The following is a 22,051-nucleotide window of genomic DNA, read 5'->3' on the forward strand; positions in this document are numbered from 1 at the left end:
GATATGAAGCTTAATTATAAAATTATTTTTCATTTTTTAGGCGTACTTCTATTATTTAATGGTGGATTTATGCTGTTATCTTCATTGGTTAGTTTGCTGTATGATGATGGTGTGACTATTAAATTATTCATGGCTGGAATGATTCCAATAATGATTGGAGCTGTTGTTATGTTAGCAACAAAAGATCATACAAAAGAAATGAATAAACGTGAAGGTTATGTTGTAGTAACCTTTGGGTGGCTAGTTATGACCTTGTCTGGAACGTTGCCTTATATTTTAACGCAAAGTATTCCTAATTTTACCGATGCTTTCTTTGAAACCATGTCAGGCTTTACTACCACAGGGTCATCAATTATACATGATATTGAAATTATTCCACATGGTGTTTTATTTTGGAGAAGTTTAACGCACTGGATAGGAGGTATGGGAATTATTGTGCTAGCAGTTGCCATTTTACCTTTATTGGGAATAGGAGGTATGCAGCTTTTTGCTGCTGAAGCCCCTGGCCCAAGTGGCGATAAATTACACCCTAGAATTACAGATACCGCAAAACGACTTTGGTTAATTTATTTTGGATATACACTAGCTGAAACCTTATTATTATGGTTGGCTGGAATGACCTTTTTTGATGCTATAAATCATGCTATGGCAACCTTATCTACAGGAGGTTTTTCAACTAAAAATGCAAGTGTTGCTTATTGGAATCATCAGCCAATTATTCAATACATTATTATTTTCTTTATGTTTCTAGCAGGGGCAAATTTTGTATTAAGTTACTTTGCTTTTAAAGGAAAAATACAGAAAATATTTAAAGATGAAGAATTTAAACTGTACAGTTGGTTCATTGCTATTTTTACGGCGATTGTTGCCTTAATTATTTATTTTAGAGCCGATTTAAGTATGTCAACCATAACACATCCAATGGTTTGGGGACAGGCAGAAAGCGCCTTCAGGCATGGTTTGTTTCAAGTGTTATCTATAATTACAACTACTGGGTTCGTTTCTGCCGATTATACATTATGGACACATTTTTTAGTTGTGTTTTTCTTCGGATTGATGTTCTTAGGTGGATCTGCAGGAAGTACTGCAGGAGGTGTAAAGGTAGTACGTCATTTAATAATGATTAAAAACGGATTTATGGAATTTAAACGCTCTTTACATCCTAATGCTATATTGCCTGTACGTTATAATACGAAAGCAGTTTCTGGAGATATTGTATTTAATGTCTTAGCTTTTTTTATTTTATATATGTTGTCCTTTATAATAGGAGCTTTAGTGTTTTCTATGCTAGGTATTAATTTTGAATCGGCAGTAGGTTTATCGGCTTCTAGTCTAGGAAATGTTGGTCCTGCTTTGGGTAACTTTGGTCCTGTAACCAATTATGCAGCTTTACCTGCTTTCGGGAAATGGTGGTGTAGTTTCTTAATGCTTATCGGGCGTTTAGAGCTGTTTACTGTACTTGTATTGTTAACGCCTTTCTTTTGGCGGAATAGATAGGGTTTAAAACTATTTAAAATTTTACTCGTAAAAAATAAAAAAAAAGCCACTATCATAAATAGTGGCTTTTAAGTTTTATAAAAATGTATTATTAAGCAGTAACCGCTTCTTTAATACGTTTTAAAGCTTCTTTAATAGTGTCTTGAGACGCTGCATAAGAAATACGGATACAGTTTGAGTTTCCGAAAGCTTCTCCTGTTACAGTTGCTACGTGAGCTTCTTCTAATAAATATAGAGAGAAATCTGTGGCATTGTTAATTGTTTTTCCTCTTAATGTTTTTCCGAAAAATGCAGATACGTTAGGAAATACATAAAACGCACCATCAGGAATATTTGTTTTAAATCCGTCGATATCGTTTAATAAATCTAAGATTAAATCACGTCTTACTTTAAATTCATCAACCATAAACTGTATGCGTTCTGGAGATTCGTTTAAAGCTGTAATTGTAGCTTGTTGTGCGATACAGTTCGTTCCAGATGTAATCTGACCTTGCATTTTAGTACACGCTTTAGCAATCCAGTCTGGAGCTCCTATGTATCCAATTCTCCAACCCGTCATAGCGAATGCTTTTGCAACACCATTTACAGTAATCGTACGGTCGTACATACTAGGAATAGCAGCAAAACTAAAGTGTTTTGTGCCGTAGTTAATGTGTTCGTAAATTTCGTCTGAAAGGATATAGATATTTGGATATTTTTCTAAAACTTCAGCTAAAGCACGATATTCTGCTTCAGTATAAATTGTTCCACTAGGGTTGTTAGGCGAGTTAAAAAATACCATTTTCGTTTTAGGAGAAATAGCAGCTTCTAACTGTGCTGGTGTAATTTTAAAATCATCTTCAATAGATGAAGGGATTTCTTTAAAAGTTGCTTCACATAATGTAGCAATTGCAGAATAACTTACCCAATATGGAGCTGGTAATAATACTTCATCTCCTGGGTTTAACAATACTTGTGCAACATTTGCAATAGATTGTTTAGCACCTGTAGATACTACAATTTGTGCAGGTGTGTATGTTAAGTTGTTATCACGTTTAAATTTCGTAATTACCGCTTCTTTTAATTCAACATAACCATCTACTGGAGAGTAAGAATTATAATTATCGTTAATTGCTTGAATAGCCGCGTCTTTAATATAATCTGGCGTGTTAAAGTCTGGCTCTCCCAAACTTAATCCGATAATATCAATTCCTTGAGTTTTTAATTCGCGTGCTTTTGCTGCCATTGCCAATGTAGCTGATGCTGGCAGACTTGTAATTCTGTCTGAAAGTGGGTTCATTTGTAATTAATGGTTAAGATTGTAAAACTGGTTTCATGCCCATTTGTCGTAGATACTTAAAGTGAGCAGCGATTGCTTTACGGGTCGTTTTATATTCGTTGTATGGTAAATTAAATTCTTTAGCTGTTTCTTTAACTATTTCAGCAATCTTAGTATAGTGAATATGGCTAATATGAGGGAAAATATGGTGTTCTACTTGGTGATTTAATCCACCAGTATACCAGTTAATAATTCTGCTTTTAGCCCCAAAATTAACTGTAGTTTTTAGCTGGTGAATAGCCCAAGTGTTTTTCATGGTACCATCCTGTTCAGGTAGAGGCATTTCTGCTTCTTCCATAACATGTGCTAATTGAAAAACTACACTTAAAATTAATCCTGCAGTATAATGCATGATAAAGAAACCTAATAATATTTTCCACCATGCCAAATCTAATACAGCCATTGGAATTACTATCCAAATACTTACATAAATTATTTTTGAAATAACTAATTTACTCCAATTCGCTATCGGACTAGGGAATTTTCCGTAAGATAGCTTACGTTTCATGTAACTCTTCATTTGTTTAATATCGGTAGTAATGGCCCAGTTTATAGTCAATAAACCGTATAACAAAACAGAATAGTAATGTTGAAATTTATGATGCCATTTCCATTCGGAATGTCTTGAAAAACGCAATACACGTCCTGCTTCTAAATCTTCATCATGACCATGAATATTAGTGTACGTGTGGTGTAATACATTATGTTGTACTTGCCAATTGTACACGTTACCTGCAAGAATGTAAATACTACTTCCCATTAAACGATTTACCCAATCTTTGTTAGAAAAGGCGCCATGATTACCATCGTGCATCACATTCATTCCAACACCTGCCATTCCAATTCCCATTACTATAGTTAACAGTAATTGAGCCCATTGCGGGATGTCTATGGTTAGAATTAAAAAGTAAGGGGCTAAAAATATAGTAAACATAATTATGGTTTTAACCCATAATTTCCAGTTCCCTGTACGTTTAATGTTGTTTTCTTTAAAATATTCGTTCACACGTTTATTCAGGGTTCTAAAAAATTTAGCTGGGTCCTTACGTGAAAACGATAATACTTGATTACTCATAAATTATTTATTTAACAACTACCAAATTAGGAGGTTGCTATTTTGGACAAAGATAATTAATAAAGCGGCGTAACTTCTTATTTAAATCATAAAAAAATGGCATTAAAAAGCATATTTTTGCCAAAAATAAAATGAAATGGAACTTATTTTAAAGTACTTCCCAGATTTAACAGACGACCAAATTTCTAAGTTTCAGAAATTAGAAAGTCTATATCAAGACTGGAATTTGAAAATTAATGTGGTATCAAGAAAAGATATAGACGAATTATATTTGCGTCATGTTTTACATTCTTTGGGTATTGCCAAGCTAATTTCATTTAAAGATGGATCGAAATTAATGGATGTTGGAACTGGGGGAGGTTTTCCTGGAATTCCGTTAGCAATCATGTTTCCCGAGTGTTCTTTTCATTTAGTTGATAGTATCGCTAAGAAACTTAAAGTAGTTACCGAAGTCGTTGAAGGTTTAGGTTTAACTAATGTAAAAGTAACCCATAGTCGTGTAGAGGAAATTGATGATAAATACGATTTTATTGTAAGTCGTGCGGTAGCTGCTATGCCAACATTTGTGCATTGGACGAAGGGTAAAATAGCTAAAACCCAACAAAACGAATTAAAAAACGGAATTATATATCTTAAAGGTGGCGATTTAACCGAAGAACTTCAAGACTATAAAACCGTTTCTATTTATGATTTAAATGATTATTTTGAAGAAGACTTTTTTGATACCAAAAAAATAGTACATCTTCCTATTAAATATAAAGGGTAATTACTGAAACAGGATGCATGATGGTGTTGGCGATTTAATTTCGTCGACAAATGTTAATAATCCTGTTTTAGCATCTCTTTTGTATGACACTAAATTATCTGTGTGCTGATTGGCAACTATAACATAGTCTTCGTTAGGGGATAATGAAAAGTTTCTTGGAAAATCACCTCTAGTCGATTCAAATCCTAATAGTGTTAGTGAACCATCATCACTATCTGTTTTAAAAATGGCAATGCTATTATGTCCGCGGTTTGAAATGTATACAAATTCCCCGTCAGACGATATGTGTATATCTGCTGCGTAAGACGCTTCTGTAAAATCTTTTGGTATTGTGGTAATGCTTTCCTTTAATTCGTATTGATGCTCTCCTAATCTTTCAATTTTAGAAACCGTATTATTAAGTTCGTTTAAAACATAAATCCATTTGTTATTGGGGTGAAATGTTAAGTGTCTTGGTCCTGCACCTTCAGGTAGATTTAAAACTTTTGGTTCGCTAGGCTGAAGCGTGTTAGATTCTTTGTCTATTTTATAAAACCATAACTGGTCAGTTCCTAAGTCTATAGCGATAATTTCGTCACTATTTGGTACAAAATAAGAGGAATGGGCATGTGGTCCTTCTTGTCTAGGTGTTATGCCTTTTCCTGTATGTTGTTGTACGTTTAATACGTTGCTTAAAAGCCCTTCTTCATTTAAATGTAGTAATCCAAGAGAACCGTTTACATAGTTAGAAGCTAATACGTAATTGTCTTTATTAATGGTAACATGACATGGATTAACGCCTCCAGAATCCATTACGTTTTGAGGTATCAATGAATCGCCTTGAATTTTAAAAGAAGATAAAGTACCGTTTTTTGGGTCTAATTTATTTCCAGAAACAAGATGCGTTTTATCTGCAGATAAACTTATAAATGAAGGGCTCTCTGTAATGGCTTGAAGTCCGATTTCTTTAAAAGTGCCATCTTCATTTAATTCGTATTTATAAATCCCTTTACTGTCTTTAGTCGTATAGGTTCCTACAAAGAATGGATAGCTGATGGTCTCTGCTTTTGGTGTTGATTTTTTTGAATCACAACTAACCAATAAACAGAAGGATAGACTTATAATTGATAATAATATTCTCATGGGTTTCATTTATTTAAGCAACTAAAATAAGAATAATTCTGTCTAAGAAAAATACAGAGCATAAAAAAACCTGTCTAAAAAATTAGACAGGTTTTTAAATGTAATTCTTAATTTATGTTATTCTCCTAAGAACGGGTAGCGATAATCTGTAGGTGTTACAAATGTTTCTTTAATCATGCGTGGAGAAATCCAACGTAATAAGTTTTGTGGACTTCCAGCCTTGTCGTTAGTTCCTGAAGCTCTTGCTCCTCCAAAAGGTTGCATTCCAACAACGGCACCTGTAGGCTTGTCGTTAATGTAGAAGTTTCCTGCAGCATTTTGTAATGCATCGGTTGCTTCTATTACAGCGTAACGATCTTGTGCTAAGATGGCGCCAGTTAATGCATATTCGCTAGTTTCGTCAACTAATTTTAAGGTTTCACTATAGGCATCATCTTCGTATATATAAATAGTAATTACAGGTCCGAAAAGTTCTGTACTCATTGTAGTGTAATTCGGATTTGTAGTAAGGATAACAGTAGGTTCTATAAAATATCCTTTGCTCTTATCGTAACCACCACCAACTATGATTTCTGCGTCTTTATCAGCTTTAGCTTGATCTATATATTTTGCTAATTTATCGAAAGACCCTTCATGAATAACAGCTGTTACAAAGTTAGACATGTCTTCTGGAGAGCCTTGTTTAAATGAGTTTACATCTTCTATAACGTAACCTTTGACTTCTTTCCAAATGCTTTTTGCAATATATGCACGAGAAGCTGCGCTACATTTTTGTCCTTGAAATTCGAAGGCACCTCTTACAATTGCTGTAGCAACTTGTTTTGGTTTTGCTGTTTTATGCGCAACAATAAAATCTTTACCACCAGTTTCTCCAACAATTCTAGGGTATGTTTTGTAGTTGTGAATGTTATTTCCAATTTTTTTCCAAAGCTCTTTAAATACATATGTAGAGCCTGTAAAGTGTAAACCAGAGAAATCTGGACTAGACATAACAACATCTGTAATCATTTCGGCATCACCAAATACAACGTTAATAACTCCAGCAGGCACACCTGCTTCTTCAAAAACATCCATAATTACTTTTGCAGAAAATACTTGGCTGTCACTAGGTTTCCAAACAACAACATTTCCCATTAGTGCCATACAAGCAGGTAAATTTCCTGCAATAGCTGTAAAGTTAAATGGCGTTACTGCATAAGTAAATCCTTCTAATGGTCTGTATTCAATTTTGTTCCAAGCATCACTTGTGCTTTCTGGTTGGTCATGATAGATGTCTGTCATGAACTGTACATTGAAACGTAAAAAATCTATTAATTCGCAAGCCGAATCAATTTCCGCTTGGTGAATGGTTTTAGATTGCGCAATCATTGTTGCTGCATTAATTTTATCACGGTATGGCCCTTGAATAAGTTCGGCAGCCTTTAAGAAAATTCCAGCTCTGTGTTCCCAAGGCATTTGAGACCATGCTTTTCTAGCTTCTAAAGCAGTTGATATTGCTTCTTCAACATGAGTTTTTTCTGCTAAATGATATTGACCAACTACATGTTTGTGATCGTGAGGCGGAGACATGGTTCTCGTGTTTCCGGTTTTTACATCTTTTCCGTTTATATATAAAGGCACATCCACATTACTATTAAAAAGCTCTTTGTAAGCAGCTAGAACAGATTCACGTTCTGGGCTACCAGGAGCATAACTTCTTACAGGTTCGTTAATAGCGATTGGTGTGTTGAAAAATCCTTTTCCCATATTGATTTAGAGTTTAAAATTAATGTTAAGCTTTGAACCAAAGTTACGTTTTTTTAGGCGGAAAAGAGGTGATATATATTCCTAAAAAGGAGTTAATATTTATCATTCTTCAATTTTAAAACTGAAGTTTTGAAGATTTGATAAACTTAACAAGAATGCGAATATCTAGTAGTTAGTTAATGGCGAAATCTGCGTTTAGATGGAATGTAGGGATTATAACCTTGAATTTCTTGCTATTATTCAAATTAATCATATTGTAATGGCCTTGCATCGAGCCAAAAGGAGCGGTTAACATACAGCCAGATGTGTAGGCATGCGTTTCTCCTGGTTTTAAGATGGGTTTAAAACCAACGACACCTTCGCCAGAAACAGTTTCAACAGTACTTAATGCATCGCGAATAATCCAATGTCTAGCAACAAGCTGCACGGTTTCCTTGCTTTGGTTTTCAATAGTTATCATATAATGAAAAGCGTATTGCATTTTATAGTTTTTATAAAATGTGCCTTCAAAAGATGTTTCCACCGAAATTTTTATGCCTTTTGTAATTTGTTGAACCATATATCTGTTTGATAAAGAGTATGTTTGCTCTTGTAAAAATACAAATTTAATTTATGTAACTCTAATTCGCTGAGTTTTGGGCTGTAATTTTAATAAAATATTAATAATTAATTGGAAAGGTTTGTAGAGCTAGCTTCTCCAATCCCGATGATTTTATCATATCGGCCTCCAAGATCTCTGTAATATACAATCACCTTATAATTGTTTTCAGTTTGATAAAAGTTACCACTTATTTCACCTTCATTAACTTGTCCAGCTTCGTCTTGTGTTACAAATTTGTAGTTATAAAACCCTTGTTTTAACAACATCTTATTTTCGTAGATACCCTTCGATGGGTTGTAGGTCATTTTTGTAGTGTTGTTTAAGGTGTAATTATTAAAGTTTCCGTAAACGTGAACGTTTTTGTTTGGAGTCAATTCGTTTGCTTGCAAAGAGAAATGAATCCACGCATAATCTGCTTCAATATTGGGGTTGGTGGAATCTAGATTGTTAATCAAAAAATTTCCGTTAATATCTGGGTTATAAGTATAAGGAAGGTCTCGCCTAACAACATTAGTATATAGGTAAGTGTTGTAAAGGTCTTGTAAGTCTACAAAATCAATACCGCTATTTGCACCTCGAATTTCTTTGTTATCGAAATATAAAAATTCGTTACCCGCCCAAAAGGTTGTTTCGGTGTTATATTTATAAATTAATTCGTTGCCCATTACATACATTGGTTTAATGTTGTCTATAGCCGTATTTAAATTGTTGTTTTGAATAATTGTGGTTTTAATAGTTTGTAGCGGATTATTAAATACAATAGTTCCTGAGTTAATCGTTAAATCTACAGTGTGTTTTTCATTGAAGTATTTAACATCTCGAGAAAGTTTAATGGTTACACCAACATTTGCACCGCCTTCGTTTACCATAAATTTTCTAGAAAACATGAGGGTGTCGTCTTCATTATAGACCTTAATCATGTAGTTTCCTGATAATTTTAAGCCACGTACTTGATTGTTGGGAATTGAAAGTACGTAATGCGAATAAATTTGATAAGTATTAAAAGAATTGTCGTAATCTACGATACGCTGTTTGTCGAAACCATCTATATATTCTGACCTCATTAAATTGGTAGATGGTGTCCAGTCGTAATTAAAATGTTCTATAGAGTAATAGTAATCGTCTTCATAACCATTCAATACATCGAATTCGAGTTGTAAAACATCTCCTAAATTTATAATAGGTAAAACACTTAGGTTTGTGTCGCCTTTAAACGTTATTGTTTTTATATAATCTGGAGGAGAGGTTTCGTGTTGAATTTGAGCATATCCAAGACAATAACATAAAAATAGAGGAAGAAATAAATGAAGTTTAAAGGTCATATCATGCTTTTTAAAGTGCTAAATATACGTAAAAACAAAAGTCAGCAAGAATTATTTATTTAGAATAATTATAAATAAATAAGATAAATAGTATTTAATATAATTTTATCTTTTTATTCTTAAATTTGCTCGGATTTTTCAATCAGTTTGTATTGAAATCAGTATAACTATTATTAATAAATAGATTTATAAATATGTCAAACGACATTAAGATTACAAAAGGTCTAGACATTAAGCTTAAAGGAGAGGCCGAAAAAGCCTTAGAAAGTGCTGTAATAAGCAATTCTTATACCTTAAGACCTGAAGACTTCCATGGAGTTATTCCAAAATTAGTTGCTAGAGTTGGGGATAAAGTAAAAGCGGGTGGCCCTGTTTTTTACGATAAATCTAATGAAACTATTCAGTTTGTTTCACCTGTTTCGGGAGAGATTGTTGACATTTTACGTGGTGAAAAACGTAAAATATTAGCGATTAAAATCCAAGCAGATAAAGAACAAGTTTACCAGGAAAACGAAAAAATCAACCTAAATTCTGCAACTGCTGAAGATTTAAGTACTTACTTACAATCTACAGGGTGTTGGACGTTTATAAAACAACGCCCATACGACATAATTGCAAACCCAACGAAACAGCCTAAAGCTATTTTTATTTCGGGTTACGATAGTGCACCGTTAGCAGCAGATTTAGACTTTGTTTTACAAGGTAAAGAAGCTGAATTACAAGCTGCAGTTACTGCTTTAGGGAAATTAACTTCAGGACAAGTACATGTGTCGGTTAAAAATGGATCAAATTCATCATTAGCAGGTTTATCTGGAGTTTCTCTTCATAAATTATCTGGTCCACATCCAATAGGAAATGTAGGAACTCAGATTAATAAAATTGACCCAGTAAATAAAGGCGAAGTAGTTTGGACAATTAATCCACAAGATCTTGTTATTATTGGAGAGTTATTACTTACAGGTAAGTTTAATGCAGAGCGTATTGTTGCTTTAGTGGGGTCTTCGGTAAAAAAACCAAGATATTTTAAAACTAAAATTGCAAGCGAAATTTCTACTATTGTTTATTCTAACGGAATAGATCAAAACGGAAATAATCGTATTATTTCAGGTAATGTATTATCAGGAAAACAAGTAAAACCAGATGGAAATTTAGGTTATTATAGTAATATGATTTCTGTAATTCCAGAAGGAGACGATTACGAGTTTTTTGGATGGAACAAACCGGTGTTTAACAAAGTATCTACATCGAGAGCGATGACATTTTCTTGGTTAAGCCCAAATAAAAAATTCGATTTAAATACAAATACAAACGGAGAACATCGTGCTTTTGTATTAACAGGTAATTACGAAAAGGTATTTCCTTTAGATATTTTTCCTTTGCAAATACTTAAATCTTGTATGTATACAGATTTAGATGAAATGGAAGCACTTGGTATGTACGAAGTTGCTCCTGAAGATTTTGCGTTAACAGAATTCGTTTGTGTATCTAAACAACCACATCAAGACATTATTAGAAAAGGTTTAGATGTAATGATTAAAGAAATAGGGTAATCATGAGTTTAAAAAGTAATTTACATAATTTAAAAGAGAAGTATAAAGGTACCAAGATGGCACCGGCGTTTAATGCTTTGCATACGTTTTTATACTTGCCAAATGAGACGACCCATAATGGTACTCATATTAAAGCAGCCGACGATTTAAAGCGTACTATGAACACGGTTATTATGGCTATGGTGCCATGTTTAATCTTTGGTATGTTTAACGCTGGTTATCAGCATTTCTTAGCTTCGGGCGCTCCTGTAGAGTTTTTATCTTGGGATGCATTCTACATTGGTTTAATTAAAATTTTACCATTAATCGTGGTGTCTTACGGAGTTGGTTTAGGTATAGAATTTATTTTCGCTACCATCAATAATCACGAAGTAGAAGAAGGGTATCTAGTTACAGGTATGTTAGTGCCTTTAATTGTGCCAATAGATATTCCATTATGGATGTTAGCTGTAGCAGTAGTCTTTGGAGTTGTTATAGGTAAAGAAGTCTTTGGAGGAACAGGAATGAATATTCTTAATCCTGCATTAACTATACGTGCATTTTTATTCTTCGCATATCCTACTTGGATGTCTGGAGATAAAGTATGGGTTCACGGTGCTGTAGAACGTACAAATGAAATTGCTGCTGGTGCAAATGTCGATGCCATTTCTGGAGAGACTATTCTAGGTAGCTTAGCTCAAGGCCATGAAATACATCATTCTATTGCAGATATGTTTTTCGGATTTATTCCGGGTTCAGTAGGAGAAACATCAACATTCTTAATCCTTTTAGGAGGATTGTTCTTAATCTTTACAAAGATTGGAAGCTGGAGAATTATGTTATCTGCTGTAATAGGAGCACTAGTTATGGGGTTAATTTTTAATGGTGTTGTATCATCAGGATGGATTACAGAAACTAGTAAGTTTTATACATTAATGAGTACAGAATTCTGGCATCACTTAATTATTGGTGGATTTGCTTTTGGAGTTGTTTTTATGGCAACAGATCCGGTAACAGCATCTCAGACTAATAAAGGAAAATGGATTTACGGGTTCTTAATCGGGTTCTTATCAATTATGATTAGAGTCTTTAACCCTGCATATCCAGAAGGTGTAATGCTTGCAATCTTATTAATGAATGTATTTGCTCCAACTATCGATCACTATATCATTCAAGGGAATGTAAAGAAAAGAATGAAACGTTTAAAAGTAAAAACGGCTTAACAATGGAAAATAGAACAGATAAAAATTCATATACTATAATATTTGCTATAGTAATGGTTTTTGTAGTAGGTGCTTTATTAGCCTTTACGGCTTCATCATTAAAGCCAAGAATTACTGAAAATCAGCGTATCGAAAAGCAGCAAAATATTTTGTATGCTATGGGTGTAAATGATAATACAGAAGGAAGTGCAGTTTTTGTTTCTACAACAGATGCTCCAGACTTATTTGAAAAATACATCACAAAACAAATTGTTATTCAAGGCGGACAAACTTTAGAAGATTCTGAAGCCTATTTAATGGATATTAAAAAGGAAAAAGCAGCGTCTAAAGGCGATGCTTCTCAAAGACGTTTACCTTTATTTATTGGAGAAAAAGATGGTGAAACATTTTATGTGATTCCAATTTATGGTAAAGGGTTATGGGATGCCATTTGGGGATACGTATCAGTAGATAAAGATATGGTTGTTCAAGGTGCTTATTTTGATCATAAAGGGGAAACTCCTGGTTTAGGTGCTAACATTAAAGAGCGTTTCTTTATGGACGACTTTATAGGAGAGCATTTATTAGATGATGCTGGTAACTTTAAAGGTATTACAGTCTCTAAAAGTAACGCAGATCCAAAAAACGAAGATAAAACAGATAATGAGGTTGATGCCATTGCAGGTGCTACTATTACAGGTGATGGTGTTACTGCAATGATTAAAAGTGATTTAAAACTTTACAAGCCTTATTTCGATAACTTAAAAAATAATTAATTTATGGCACTTTTATCAAAAAAAGACACAAAATTAATCACCGATCCGTTAGCGGATAATAACCCAATTACTATTCAGGTATTAGGGATATGTTCTGCATTAGCAATTACAGCGCAATTAAAAGCGTCTATTGTAATGGCTGTATCGGTAATGGCAGTGCTAGGAATAGGGAACGTTGTTATTTCTTTAATGAGAAATATAATTCCTTCTAAAATTAGAATTATTGTGCAGTTAGTAGTTGTAGCTGCTTTAGTAATTATAGTAGATCAAGTATTAAAAGCCTTCTCTTACGAGTTAAGTAAAACACTTTCTGTATTCGTAGGTTTAATTATTACCAACTGTATTATTATGGGACGTTTTGAAGCTTTCGCTTTAGCTAACGGACCTTGGAGATCGTTCTTAGATGGTATTGGTAATGCTGCTGGATATGGTTTAATTCTTATTATTGTTGGATTCTTTAGAGAATTATTAGGTTCTGGTACGTTATTAGGATTTAAAGTTTTAGGAGATCCAATCGAAAAGACTGGATTATATGCTATAGGATACGAAAACAACGGATTTATGTTGTTATCGCCAATGGCCTTAATTGTTGTTGGAATTATCATATGGGTACAACGTAGTAGAAATAAAGCATTAGTAGAAGATCATTAATCAGTATTGGGTTTTTACTTAACTGAAATCTTATAAGAATATGGAACATATAGAATTATTTTTCAAATCAATATTTATAGATAACATGGTATTTGCAACATTCTTAGGAATGTGTTCTTACTTGGCTGTATCTAAAAAAGTAAGTACAGCTGTAGGTTTAGGTGCCGCGGTTATATTTGTACTTGCTATTACTGTACCTTTAAACTGGTTATTAGATCAGTATATTCTTCAGCCTGGAGCCTTAAAATGGTTAGGTGCAGAATATGCAGATTACGATTTAAGTTTCTTATCGTTTATTTTATTCATTGCTACCATTGCAACAATGGTTCAATTAGTAGAAATAATAGTAGAGAAGTTTTCACCATCATTATATAACTCTTTAGGTATTTTCTTACCACTTATCGCAGTAAACTGTGCTATATTAGGAGGTTCTTTATTTATGCAATCTCGTGAAATTCCTACTTTAGGATTAGCAACAACTTATGGTGTAGGTTCAGGAATTGGATGGTTTTTAGCGATTTTAGCTATTGCAGCTATTCGTGAAAAAATTAGATATTCTAATGTACCACCTGCATTAAGAGGATTAGGAATTACGTTTATTATTACAGGTTTAATGGCTATCGGATTTATGAGTTTTGGTGGTATGTTAACTGGTGGTGATGAAGAAGGAGCTAAAGAAGAGCAAACCGTAAAAGTTGAAACTCCTGAAGCAGACAACGTAAAAGAGTTAGCCAATAATACAAAAGAAATCAACTAAGAGATTATGACGATTTTAGCAGCAAGTACAACAGGAACAATAATTGCAACGGTAGTAGCTTTTTTAATTATTACTTTAGTTTTAGTAAGTTTATTATTGTTCGTGAAACAAAAATTATCGCCATCTGGTCCAGTAAAGATCAAAATTAATGGTGAACGTGAAATAGAAGTAGGATCTGGAGGTAGTTTATTATCTACGTTAGGTGCTCAAAAAATATTCTTACCATCGGCTTGTGGTGGCGGAGGAACTTGTATTCAATGTGAGTGTCACGTGCTTTCTGGTGGAGGTGAAGCTTTACCTACAGAAACACCTCACTTTACAAGAAAAGAACTTGCACATGGTGCTCGTTTATCTTGTCAAGTTAAAGTGAAACAAGACATGGAAATTACAATTCCTGAAGAAGTTTTCGGAATTAAAAAATGGGAAGCAACTGTAGTGTCTAACTATAACGTTGCCACATTTATTAAAGAATTTGTAGTTGAAATTCCAGAGGATATGGATTACAAAGCTGGAGGATATATTCAAATTGAAATTCCTGAGTGCGAAATTAAATATTCAGATATGGATATTTCTGCTCACCCTCAAGATCACCCAGGTGAGCCAGATAAGTTCGAGGCAGATTGGGATAAGTTTGGTTTAAGACCTTTGGTTATGAAAAACACCGAACTTGTAGAAAGAGCTTACTCTATGGCTTCTTATCCTGCAGAAGGACGTAAAATTATGCTTAACGTGCGTGTAGCAACACCACCTTTCGACCGTGCTAAAAATGGTTGGATGGATGTTAATCCAGGTGTAGCATCTTCTTATATTTTCAATCAGAAAATAGGAGATAAAGTAACAATATCTGGACCTTACGGTGAATTCTTTATCAACGAATCTGAAGCAGAAATGCTATACGTAGGTGGAGGAGCAGGTATGGCACCAATGCGTTCTCATATTTATCACTTATTCAGAACTTTAAAAACAGGAAGAAAAGTAACATATTGGTACGGTGGACGTTCTAAAGCAGAATTATTCTACATCCATTACTTTAGAGCCTTAGAACAAGATTTCCCGAACTTCAAGTTCTTTATCGCTTTATCTGATCCTACAGAGGCTGATAACTGGAAAGTGAAATCAGATATCGATGATCCAAACGGAGATGGATTTACTGGATTTATTCACCAAGTGGTAATTGATCAGTATTTATCTAAACATGAAGCTCCAGAAGACTTAGAATTATATTTCTGTGGTCCTCCATTAATGAACAAAGCCGTTCAGAAAATGGGTGAAGATTTTGGTCTTGATGACGAGAATATTAGATTTGATGACTTTGGAGGTTAATCAATCTCATTATAAATATACAACCGACTCGAAAGAGTCGGTTTTTTAATTTACATAATTTATTTCCCAAATTTAAAATGCTTTTTAATTCAGTAGATTTCGCAATTTTCCTGCCTGTTGTTTTTATATTTTATTGGTTTGTTACTAATAGAAGTTTAAGATTACAAAATTTATTAATACTCTTCTCTAGTTACTTTTTTATGGATGTTGGGATTACAGATTTTTAGCATTAATATTATTTAGTACGGTAGTCGATTATACTATCGGTGTCTTGTTATCAAAAGAAGAAAATAAGTTTAAAAGAAAACTTTTACTTTGGACAAGTATAGGTGTTAATTTAGGATTTTTAGGATTTTTCAAATACTATAATTTCTTCTTAGAAAATTTTATTGATGCTTTCTCTCTGTTTGGTCAAAAGATAAATGTAGGTTTATTACACATTATTTTACCTGTAGGTATAAGTTTTTACACATTCCAAACTCTTAGTTATACTATAGATGTGTATCGTAAAAATTTAGAACCTACGAAAGATTTTATTGTTTTTTCAGCTTTTGTTAGTTTTTTTCCTCAACTAGTTGCTGGACCAATAGAACGAGCTTCTCATTTATTGCCTCAATTTTATAAAAAAAGACAATTCAACTATGCTTTGGCTGTAGATGGAGTACAACAAATTCTTTGGGGTTTATTTAAAAAGGTTGTTATAGCAGATGGTTCTGCTTCAATTGTAAATGAGATTTTTAATAATCATGATCAATATTCAGGTAGCACTATTGTTTTAGGTGTTATCTTTTTTAATTTTCAATTATATGGGGATTTTTCTGGATATTCTGATATAGCCATAGGGGTTTCTAGATTATTTGGTTTTGATTTAAAAAAGAATTTTGCATTTCCATATTTTGCAAGAGACATTGCTGAGTTTTATCGTAGATGGCATATATCATTATCTACTTGGTTCCGGGATTATTTATATATTCCATTAGGAGGATCTCGTGTAAGTTTAGGGAAGCGTATTCGAAACGTATTTATCATATATATAGTGAGTGGCTTTTGGCATGGAGCTAATTGGACGTTTATTGTCTGGGGGGCTTTAAACGCTATTTATTATTTACCATTAATGATATTTAATATTAATAGATCTAATCTTGATATCGTTGCTAAAGATAAATATCTACCATCCCTTAAGGATGCTTCGCTAATGGTATTAACCTTTGCTTTAACTGGACTTGCTAGAATATTTTTTAGAGCAGATAACATACAAGATGCATGGGATATTTTAGTCTCTGTTTTTGATAAATCATTGTTTGAGTTCCCGTATTATTCAGGTTTAGGACTTAAATATAATGTTATGGTTATGGTAGTTGTGTTTTTTGTTGTGGAATGGATTGGTAGGGAATATGAATATGGTTTACAATGTGTTAGATCGGTCGAAAACAGATCTCTACGTTGGGCAGGATTTACAACATTAATTTTAATTATTTTCTATTTCTCTGTTACGGTAGAAGCTGGTCAATTTATTTATTTTCAATTTTAAAAAAATGGGATTATTTCTAAAAAAAGTATTTGTTTATTTAGTCGTTCTAGTATTATTTACTATTTCTATTCAGGCATTAATATCATATAGAATATCAGGTGTTAATGTTTCTGGAAATGATAACTTAGAATTATATAAAGGTTTCAATGCTGATATCGTTTTTCTTGGAAGTTCAAGAGCAAGATCCCATTTTGACCCCAAATTTTTTGCAAAAGAATATAACTTAAAAGGTCTGAATCTTGGAATGCAATCTCGAAACGAACTAACTCTGTATTTAAGTAGATTAAAAGATTATTTGTCATTCAATCACGCTCCTAAATTCATTATAATTAATTTAGACCCACATACTAATGGTAATCCAATAGATTTAGATAAAGAGAAAGATGGTAAAGCTATTATAAATAAGAATAATTTTTCAAAATATTCTTTTATTCCCTTTAATACTAATTGGAAAACTATTGAGTTTTATAATTACAATAATTTTGAAAAATATGTGCCTTTATTTTCCTTATTTAAGTATAATCAAATTAAAAGTTACTTATTTTTAAATGAATCTAATTTTGAAAAAAATGGGTATTATAAAAGAACTGGTGTTTTTAATTCTTCTGAGACAGAAATCCTAAGACTTAAAAAAGGTTATGAAGAAATTCATGATTCTAAAAATACAAAATTGGCATTAGAAGAGTTTAGTAAATATTGTAAGGAGCTTGATATCGATATTATAGCAATTCAAACTCCTGTTATAAATGAAATCTATTCCGAGGTTGGATTTAATCAATGTCAAGTTATGTGTAAGGAATTGAACATTCCTATCATTAATACCAACGTTGATTATATCATAACCAACACTAATAATTTTGAAGATGGTTATCATCTAAATAGGAACGGAGTTGTACAAATGAATGAATATTTTATTCAAAACAAACAACTTGACTCTTTATTAAGATAAAAGTGAAACCTGTTTTATAACATTACAGTAATTAAATAATGTTGTGCAATCCATAACATCATGTCTCTTATCTAATTCACACAAATAGCTTACAACAGCTGTGAGGCCAAGAAATAATACATCCTTATCTGTGACATGTTTTGGTCGTTTATTTTTATGATGTAGCGGTATGATATAGCCGCAACCCTTTAAAAATGTAGCTTCAATATGTAGAAGTTCTATGGGTGAATATCCATTAAAAGTTCTACCTAAATTTTGATGTACTTGTCCTAAGTAGTTTAAGGTAGTCGCACCATGATTATCAGACAAGTGTTTCCATGAATCCTTGCCGTCCAATATATTTCCTACTGCACATTGTTTACAACATTCAGGATGTAATGTGTCGTTATGAAATGCATTATATAATTTGTTAATAGCTTGTTCGAAACGTTTAGATACCTCCATAATCTCTATTTTATTGCATTAAATTACAAAAAATGTTCAGAATTTATAATTTGTAATTTGAATTTATAGCACGAAACAGATATTAATCGTAATTTTGCGATATGAGTAAAGCACTTACAAAACAAGAGTTACACAATTTAGCAATGAATCACGTAGGTAAAGAATTAGAACAACGTGGATTCGAATTTATTGCTATTAACAGTCAGCTTGGAAGACATCCCCAATTTGTCTGTATAGATAAAAATGCGCAATATTTTTTTGTATTAGTAAAAGCTGTTTTGCTTCCAGAAAATCCAAATAATTACGATATTGTATGGATGGAAACCTTTAAGAACCATGCAAAGTCTAAAAATGCTAAAGTGTTATATGCAGGCGTTGGTTTAGGTAACCCTAACGGAGAAGAATTGCCCATTATGCTTAATGAAGACTATTTAATCGAATATAACGGAATCCAAATCATAGAAACGCATTTAAACTAAATGAAACAATTGCCCCTTTATATCCTACTTATTTTATTTTTAACATCATGTCATCAGACTAAAGAGCACGTTAGAGTCTCCGGAGCTGTATTTGGTACTTCTTATTCTGTTCAATATTTCTCTAAGGAAAATATTAACTATAAAGCACAATTTGATAGTTTGTTTAATGTGCTTAATCAATCTATGTCAACTTATATAGAAGATTCTGATATTTCAAAATTGAATAGAAATGAGCTGACATTTATAGATGATCATTTTGCCTATGTTTTTGATGCCTCAAAAGAGATTTATAAGGAAACAGATGGCGCTTTCGACCCTACTATTGGTGTTTTAGTTAACGCATGGAACTTTGGTCCAGCAAAAGAAATTATTGGTTTAGATAGCCTTAAAATAGATAGTTTATTACTTAGTGTTGGTTTAGATAAAGTACATAGAAAACATCACGACATTATAAAAGATAATCCTAATACTTTTATAGATTTTAATGCCATTGCAAAAGGGTATTGTGTAGATGTTATTGGACGTTTTTTAGAATCTAAAAATATTTCAAATTACCTAGTAGAAATTGGTGGTGAAATTCGTGCAGTTGGGATGAATATGGAAAAAAATAGTCCATGGAAAGTTGGCGTAGAAATGCCTCATTTTGATGGTACACAATCTTTATTAAAAGCGATTGAATTAAAAGGTCAATCTATGGCCACTTCTGGAACGTATAGAAAATTTAAAGTGGATAACGAAGGCAACAAATATTCTCATATTATTGATGCGCACACGGGGTTTCCAAGTAAAACAAATTTGTTGAGTATTTCTGTTATTGCAAGTAACTGTATGACTGCAGATGCATACGCCACAGCTTTTAAAACTATGGGCATAGAACATGTAAAATCTTTTTTATCTACACATCCAGAGTTAAGTGTGTTTCTTATTTTTGAAAACGACAAACAGGAATTAGAAACTTTAGCGTTAAACGGATTTCCTGAATAAATTATATAGCATAGACTAACAATAATCCCCAACCAACAACTAAAAGTAAACCGCCTACAGGCGTGATTGGGCCAAGAAATTTTAGTTTTTTTCCTTTAGAATCTGAAAACACTAAGCCATAGATACTAAATGAAAATAAAATTATACCTAAGGTGAAACACCAATATACTGTGGTAGGAATCATAGCATTGTTACTTAATCCTATTACAAGTAATACAATGGCGTGATACATCTGATATTTGACACCAGTTTCGAAACTTTGCAACTGATTTGTGTTTAGCGTTTTTTTTAAGAAATGTGCACCAAAGGCACCAAAAATAACTGCTAGCATACCAAATAATGCACCGGTTGCAATACTAATTTGTGGAGTCATGTGTATAATTTTATTTGTAAACGACAGGGATTATTTCACCTTTAGCTAAACAGAACGTCGTAATTTCTGAATCTGTTAGTGTTTTAGTATAATCTACTTCTTCAACTTTAAATCCAATTGTTCGAAGCTTATTAAAATAATCGCGACCATAAACACGGACGTGATCATATTGTCCGAAAATTTTAGCACGTTCTTTTTTATCAGTTATTGAATCATCTTCAAAAGTATGTGCTCTAGAGAGGTCTTGTGGAATTTGTAAAATTCCCATGCCACCAGGTTTTAAAATCCGATACAACTCTTGCATAGCTTTTGTGTCGTCAGGAATATGCTCTAAAACATGATTACATAATATAACATCGAAACTTTCATCGTCAAATGGTAAATTGCAGATGTCTGCTTTAACATCTGCTAAGGGTGATAGCAAATCTGTTGTAGTATATTCAATATTTTTAAGTGCTCTAAATCGCTTATAAAACGCCTGTTCTGGAGCAAAATGTAGCACTTTTTTTGATGCTATAAAAAAGTCCGTTTCATTCTTAAGAAATAACCATAAAAGTCGGTGGCGTTCTAGAGATAGGGTAGAAGGTGATAACACATTGTTACGTTGTGTACCATATCCGTAAGGTAAAAACGATTTAAAACTTTTTCCATCTATGGGATCGGTATATGTAGTGCCTTTTAAAGCAGCTTCTATAATTGGACGAGCCAAGTAGCTTAACCGAATAAGTAAAGGTCTAGGAATCGTGTTTAAAACGAACTTAAAAGCTTTTTTCATTAAAATACAAACGGCGTTTGTCTAAACTCATCTTCCTCATTCGTTTTTATACCTAACGCTTCGTGAACATAAGCGAAGGTAGAAAGTAATTCTGCTTTACCGTCTACAATAGCAACATCGTGTTCAAAGTGCGCACTTGGTTTATTATCTAATGTGGTAATTGTCCAACCGTCTCTATGCTGTTTAATACGCTGTGTTCCTAAGTTAATCATAGGTTCTATGGCAACAACCATACCTTCAACGAATTTTTTTCCACGACCGCGTCTACCGTAGTTAGGCATTTCTGGATCCTCATGCATTTTTTTACCTAAGCCATGACCTACTAGTTCTCTAACAACTCCGTAACCATGTGCTTCACAAAAATTTTGAATGGCATAACCTACGTCTCCAACACGATTACCTACTTTTAATTCGCGTAAGCCAACGTAAATAGATTCACGAGTAACATCAAGTAGTTTTTGAGTTTCAGGAGCAATTTCTCCTACTGCAAATGTATATGCGTGATCACCATAAAAATCGTTTTTAAGTGCTCCACAATCTATAGAAATTATATCACCTTCTTTTAAAGGTTCGTTATTTGGTATACCGTGAACAACTTGGTTATTCGGACTCATACAAAGTGAGTTCGGGAAATCGTACATGCCTAAAAATCCAGGGTAAGCACCGTGGTCTCTAATAAATGTTTCTGCAAGTTTATCTAATTCTAAAGTTGTTACACCTGGTTTTACAGCTTTGGCTAACTCTCCTAAAGTTTTAGATACGATTAAAGCACTTTCGCGCATTAATTCTATTTCTTCTCGTGTTTTTACTATAATCATATCAATAAAATAA

At 33.0% G+C, this 22,051-nt stretch carries 21 protein-coding genes and 1 pseudogene; 12 read left to right on the forward strand and 10 right to left on the reverse strand.

Annotated elements, in window-relative coordinates:
• Window positions 1–3: 3 nt before the first annotated feature.
• Window positions 4–1,497, forward strand: coding sequence for a TrkH family potassium uptake protein (locus BN863_RS02460; RefSeq protein ID WP_038527078.1), 1,494 nt, complete (start codon window positions 4–6; stop codon window positions 1,495–1,497).
• Window positions 1,498–1,588: 91 nt separating this feature from the next.
• Here BN863_RS02460 and BN863_RS02465 read toward each other — a convergent pair whose 3' ends face one another.
• Window positions 1,589–2,776: a pyridoxal phosphate-dependent aminotransferase gene (locus BN863_RS02465; protein ID WP_193363888.1), complete on the reverse strand. Its 1,188-nt coding sequence runs from the start codon at window positions 2,774–2,776 to the stop codon at window positions 1,589–1,591.
• 13 nt (window positions 2,777–2,789) lie between these two features.
• Window positions 2,790–3,890: a fatty acid desaturase family protein gene (locus BN863_RS02470; protein WP_038527081.1), complete on the reverse strand. Its 1,101-nt coding sequence runs from the start codon at window positions 3,888–3,890 to the stop codon at window positions 2,790–2,792.
• A 136-nt stretch (window positions 3,891–4,026) separates the two neighbouring features.
• Between BN863_RS02470 and rsmG the strand changes: the two genes are divergently transcribed.
• A complete protein-coding gene (rsmG, locus tag BN863_RS02475; RefSeq protein ID WP_038527084.1) occupies window positions 4,027–4,656 on the forward strand; it encodes a 16S rRNA (guanine(527)-N(7))-methyltransferase RsmG in 630 nt (209 codons plus the stop codon).
• Here the strand turns inward: rsmG and BN863_RS02480 are convergent, their stop codons facing one another.
• The 4 genes from BN863_RS02480 to BN863_RS02495 all read right to left on the reverse strand — a co-directional run bounded on the left by BN863_RS02480 (window position 4,657) and on the right by BN863_RS02495 (window position 9,447).
• The gene (locus BN863_RS02480) at window positions 4,657–5,778 is read right to left on the reverse strand and encodes a lactonase family protein (RefSeq protein ID WP_242404065.1); all 1,122 of its coding nucleotides are present in this window, start codon (window positions 5,776–5,778) and stop codon (window positions 4,657–4,659) included.
• Window positions 5,779–5,895: 117 nt separating this feature from the next.
• Window positions 5,896–7,524, reverse strand: a complete 1,629-nt coding sequence (gene pruA, locus BN863_RS02485) for an L-glutamate gamma-semialdehyde dehydrogenase (protein WP_038527089.1) — start codon at window positions 7,522–7,524, stop codon at window positions 5,896–5,898.
• A 172-nt stretch (window positions 7,525–7,696) separates the two neighbouring features.
• The gene (gene apaG, locus BN863_RS02490; RefSeq protein ID WP_038527092.1) at window positions 7,697–8,083 is read right to left on the reverse strand and encodes a Co2+/Mg2+ efflux protein ApaG; all 387 of its coding nucleotides are present in this window, start codon (window positions 8,081–8,083) and stop codon (window positions 7,697–7,699) included.
• A 107-nt stretch (window positions 8,084–8,190) separates the two neighbouring features.
• Window positions 8,191–9,447, reverse strand: a complete 1,257-nt coding sequence (locus BN863_RS02495; protein ID WP_038527095.1) for a type IX secretion system plug protein — start codon at window positions 9,445–9,447, stop codon at window positions 8,191–8,193.
• A gap of 194 nt (window positions 9,448–9,641) precedes the next feature.
• Here BN863_RS02495 and BN863_RS02500 point away from each other — a divergent pair, with 194 nt between their 5' ends.
• From BN863_RS02500 to BN863_RS02535, 8 genes and pseudogenes are all read left to right on the forward strand, one after another.
• Window positions 9,642–10,997 (forward strand): Na(+)-translocating NADH-quinone reductase subunit A, encoded by a 1,356-nt coding sequence (locus BN863_RS02500; RefSeq protein WP_038527098.1) that lies wholly within the window; start codon window positions 9,642–9,644, stop codon window positions 10,995–10,997.
• Between the two features lie 2 nt (window positions 10,998–10,999).
• Window positions 11,000–12,199, forward strand: a complete 1,200-nt coding sequence (locus BN863_RS02505) for an NADH:ubiquinone reductase (Na(+)-transporting) subunit B (protein ID WP_038527101.1) — start codon at window positions 11,000–11,002, stop codon at window positions 12,197–12,199.
• A gap of 2 nt (window positions 12,200–12,201) precedes the next feature.
• The gene (locus BN863_RS02510) at window positions 12,202–12,954 is read left to right on the forward strand and encodes a Na(+)-translocating NADH-quinone reductase subunit C (protein ID WP_038527104.1); all 753 of its coding nucleotides are present in this window, start codon (window positions 12,202–12,204) and stop codon (window positions 12,952–12,954) included.
• A gap of 3 nt (window positions 12,955–12,957) precedes the next feature.
• Window positions 12,958–13,605 carry an NADH:ubiquinone reductase (Na(+)-transporting) subunit D gene (locus tag BN863_RS02515; RefSeq protein WP_038527106.1) on the forward strand — a complete coding sequence of 216 codons (648 nt, stop codon included), beginning with the start codon at window positions 12,958–12,960 and terminating at the stop codon, window positions 13,603–13,605.
• A gap of 40 nt (window positions 13,606–13,645) precedes the next feature.
• Window positions 13,646–14,362, forward strand: a complete 717-nt coding sequence (gene nqrE / locus BN863_RS02520) for an NADH:ubiquinone reductase (Na(+)-transporting) subunit E (protein ID WP_038527109.1) — start codon at window positions 13,646–13,648, stop codon at window positions 14,360–14,362.
• Between the two features lie 6 nt (window positions 14,363–14,368).
• A complete protein-coding gene (gene nqrF, locus BN863_RS02525) occupies window positions 14,369–15,685 on the forward strand; it encodes an NADH:ubiquinone reductase (Na(+)-transporting) subunit F (RefSeq protein WP_038527112.1) in 1,317 nt (438 codons plus the stop codon).
• 77 nt (window positions 15,686–15,762) lie between these two features.
• Window positions 15,763–17,216, forward strand: a pseudogene (locus BN863_RS02530) (MBOAT family O-acyltransferase).
• Window positions 17,217–17,220: 4 nt separating this feature from the next.
• Window positions 17,221–18,165: a hypothetical protein gene (locus tag BN863_RS02535; protein ID WP_038527115.1), complete on the forward strand. Its 945-nt coding sequence runs from the start codon at window positions 17,221–17,223 to the stop codon at window positions 18,163–18,165.
• Here BN863_RS02535 and BN863_RS02540 read toward each other — a convergent pair.
• Window positions 18,157–18,609 (reverse strand): hypothetical protein, encoded by a 453-nt coding sequence (locus BN863_RS02540; protein ID WP_038527118.1) that lies wholly within the window; start codon window positions 18,607–18,609, stop codon window positions 18,157–18,159. The genes BN863_RS02535 and BN863_RS02540 overlap by 9 nt on opposite strands.
• A 101-nt stretch (window positions 18,610–18,710) precedes the next feature.
• On the opposite strand from BN863_RS02540, the gene BN863_RS02545 reads away from it, so the two are divergent.
• The gene (locus BN863_RS02545) at window positions 18,711–19,088 is read left to right on the forward strand and encodes a hypothetical protein (protein WP_038527121.1); all 378 of its coding nucleotides are present in this window, start codon (window positions 18,711–18,713) and stop codon (window positions 19,086–19,088) included.
• Window positions 19,089–20,072, forward strand: coding sequence for an FAD:protein FMN transferase (locus tag BN863_RS02550; protein ID WP_038527124.1), 984 nt, complete (start codon window positions 19,089–19,091; stop codon window positions 20,070–20,072). It abuts the gene before it with no gap.
• A gap of 1 nt (window position 20,073) precedes the next feature.
• Here the strand turns inward: BN863_RS02550 and BN863_RS02555 are convergent, their stop codons facing one another.
• Genes BN863_RS02555 through map form a run of 3 tightly spaced genes read right to left on the reverse strand, consistent with a single transcriptional unit; the run spans window position 20,074 to window position 22,038 of the window.
• Window positions 20,074–20,445, reverse strand: coding sequence for a DUF423 domain-containing protein (locus BN863_RS02555; protein ID WP_038527127.1), 372 nt, complete (start codon window positions 20,443–20,445; stop codon window positions 20,074–20,076).
• A gap of 10 nt (window positions 20,446–20,455) precedes the next feature.
• Window positions 20,456–21,220, reverse strand: coding sequence for a class I SAM-dependent methyltransferase (locus tag BN863_RS02560; RefSeq protein ID WP_038527130.1), 765 nt, complete (start codon window positions 21,218–21,220; stop codon window positions 20,456–20,458).
• Window positions 21,220–22,038, reverse strand: a complete 819-nt coding sequence (gene map / locus BN863_RS02565) for a type I methionyl aminopeptidase (RefSeq protein ID WP_038527133.1) — start codon at window positions 22,036–22,038, stop codon at window positions 21,220–21,222. The genes BN863_RS02560 and map overlap by 1 nt, the downstream gene beginning before the upstream one ends.
• Window positions 22,039–22,051 lie beyond the last annotated feature (13 nt).

Origin of the sequence: Formosa agariphila KMM 3901 (assembly GCF_000723205.1) — a bacterium.
In the GTDB taxonomy this organism is placed as follows: domain Bacteria; phylum Bacteroidota; class Bacteroidia; order Flavobacteriales; family Flavobacteriaceae; genus Formosa; species Formosa agariphila.

What these genes read in the sequence shown, in the direction of transcription:
- BN863_RS02500 (WP_038527098.1), top strand. Translation starts at nt 9,642, where the DNA reads ATGTCAAACGACATTAAGATTACAAAAGGTCTAGACATTAAGCTTAAA.
- nqrF (WP_038527112.1), top strand. Translation starts at nt 14,369, where the DNA reads ATGACGATTTTAGCAGCAAGTACAACAGGAACAATAATTGCAACGGTA.
- apaG (WP_038527092.1), bottom strand. Translation starts at nt 8,083, where the DNA reads ATGGTTCAACAAATTACAAAAGGCATAAAAATTTCGGTGGAAACATCT.
- BN863_RS02550 (WP_038527124.1), top strand. Translation starts at nt 19,089, where the DNA reads ATGAAACAATTGCCCCTTTATATCCTACTTATTTTATTTTTAACATCA.
- BN863_RS02495 (WP_038527095.1), bottom strand. Translation starts at nt 9,447, where the DNA reads ATGACCTTTAAACTTCATTTATTTCTTCCTCTATTTTTATGTTATTGT.
- BN863_RS02515 (WP_038527106.1), top strand. Translation starts at nt 12,958, where the DNA reads ATGGCACTTTTATCAAAAAAAGACACAAAATTAATCACCGATCCGTTA.
- BN863_RS02470 (WP_038527081.1), bottom strand. Translation starts at nt 3,890, where the DNA reads ATGAGTAATCAAGTATTATCGTTTTCACGTAAGGACCCAGCTAAATTT.
- BN863_RS02540 (WP_038527118.1), bottom strand. Translation starts at nt 18,609, where the DNA reads ATGGAGGTATCTAAACGTTTCGAACAAGCTATTAACAAATTATATAAT.
- BN863_RS02505 (WP_038527101.1), top strand. Translation starts at nt 11,000, where the DNA reads ATGAGTTTAAAAAGTAATTTACATAATTTAAAAGAGAAGTATAAAGGT.
- BN863_RS02460 (WP_038527078.1), top strand. Translation starts at nt 4, where the DNA reads ATGAAGCTTAATTATAAAATTATTTTTCATTTTTTAGGCGTACTTCTA.
- BN863_RS02545 (WP_038527121.1), top strand. Translation starts at nt 18,711, where the DNA reads ATGAGTAAAGCACTTACAAAACAAGAGTTACACAATTTAGCAATGAAT.
- BN863_RS02560 (WP_038527130.1), bottom strand. Translation starts at nt 21,220, where the DNA reads ATGAAAAAAGCTTTTAAGTTCGTTTTAAACACGATTCCTAGACCTTTA.
- nqrE (WP_038527109.1), top strand. Translation starts at nt 13,646, where the DNA reads ATGGAACATATAGAATTATTTTTCAAATCAATATTTATAGATAACATG.
- BN863_RS02510 (WP_038527104.1), top strand. Translation starts at nt 12,202, where the DNA reads ATGGAAAATAGAACAGATAAAAATTCATATACTATAATATTTGCTATA.
- map (WP_038527133.1), bottom strand. Translation starts at nt 22,038, where the DNA reads ATGATTATAGTAAAAACACGAGAAGAAATAGAATTAATGCGCGAAAGT.
- BN863_RS02555 (WP_038527127.1), bottom strand. Translation starts at nt 20,445, where the DNA reads ATGACTCCACAAATTAGTATTGCAACCGGTGCATTATTTGGTATGCTA.
- BN863_RS02480 (WP_242404065.1), bottom strand. Translation starts at nt 5,778, where the DNA reads ATGAGAATATTATTATCAATTATAAGTCTATCCTTCTGTTTATTGGTT.
- BN863_RS02465 (WP_193363888.1), bottom strand. Translation starts at nt 2,776, where the DNA reads ATGAACCCACTTTCAGACAGAATTACAAGTCTGCCAGCATCAGCTACA.
- BN863_RS02535 (WP_038527115.1), top strand. Translation starts at nt 17,221, where the DNA reads ATGGGATTATTTCTAAAAAAAGTATTTGTTTATTTAGTCGTTCTAGTA.
- pruA (WP_038527089.1), bottom strand. Translation starts at nt 7,524, where the DNA reads ATGGGAAAAGGATTTTTCAACACACCAATCGCTATTAACGAACCTGTA.
- rsmG (WP_038527084.1), top strand. Translation starts at nt 4,027, where the DNA reads ATGGAACTTATTTTAAAGTACTTCCCAGATTTAACAGACGACCAAATT.